This is a genomic window from Microbacterium testaceum, assembly GCF_020781835.1.
GTDB lineage: Bacteria > Actinomycetota > Actinomycetes > Actinomycetales > Microbacteriaceae > Microbacterium > Microbacterium testaceum_H.
Map to the genome: position 1 here is coordinate 1 of NZ_JAJGNJ010000061.1, position 250 is coordinate 250.

Annotated in this window: 1 protein-coding gene; it reads left to right on the plus strand. The window is 66.0% G+C overall.

Features of this window, described 5'->3' with window-relative positions; all coding sequences use genetic code 11:
* Positions 1 to 12: 12 nt before the first annotated feature.
* Positions 13 to 250 (plus strand): hypothetical protein (locus LL239_RS17630; protein ID WP_228164624.1); only part of this gene is annotated, 238 nt, incomplete at its 3' end.

Here is a 250-nt window from a genome sequence, read left to right on the forward strand (position 1 = left end):
CCCCACAGGCACATGCCCGTCAGCCTCGCCATGTACGACGGCACCTTCAGCAGGCTCGCGTCCGTCCAATGCGACGGCCGAACCTGCCGGATTCTCACCCTGTTCATTACCTCGTGCGAACCCTTCAAGAATCAGATCGACCGCGAGCTGCAGGTGGTGCTCGCCGACGGCGAAGCACTCCGTGAACCCTCGGCCCATGAACAGCAGCCCCTCGGCGTCCTCCGCGCGACGGAACGCGCGCGGGAACCAC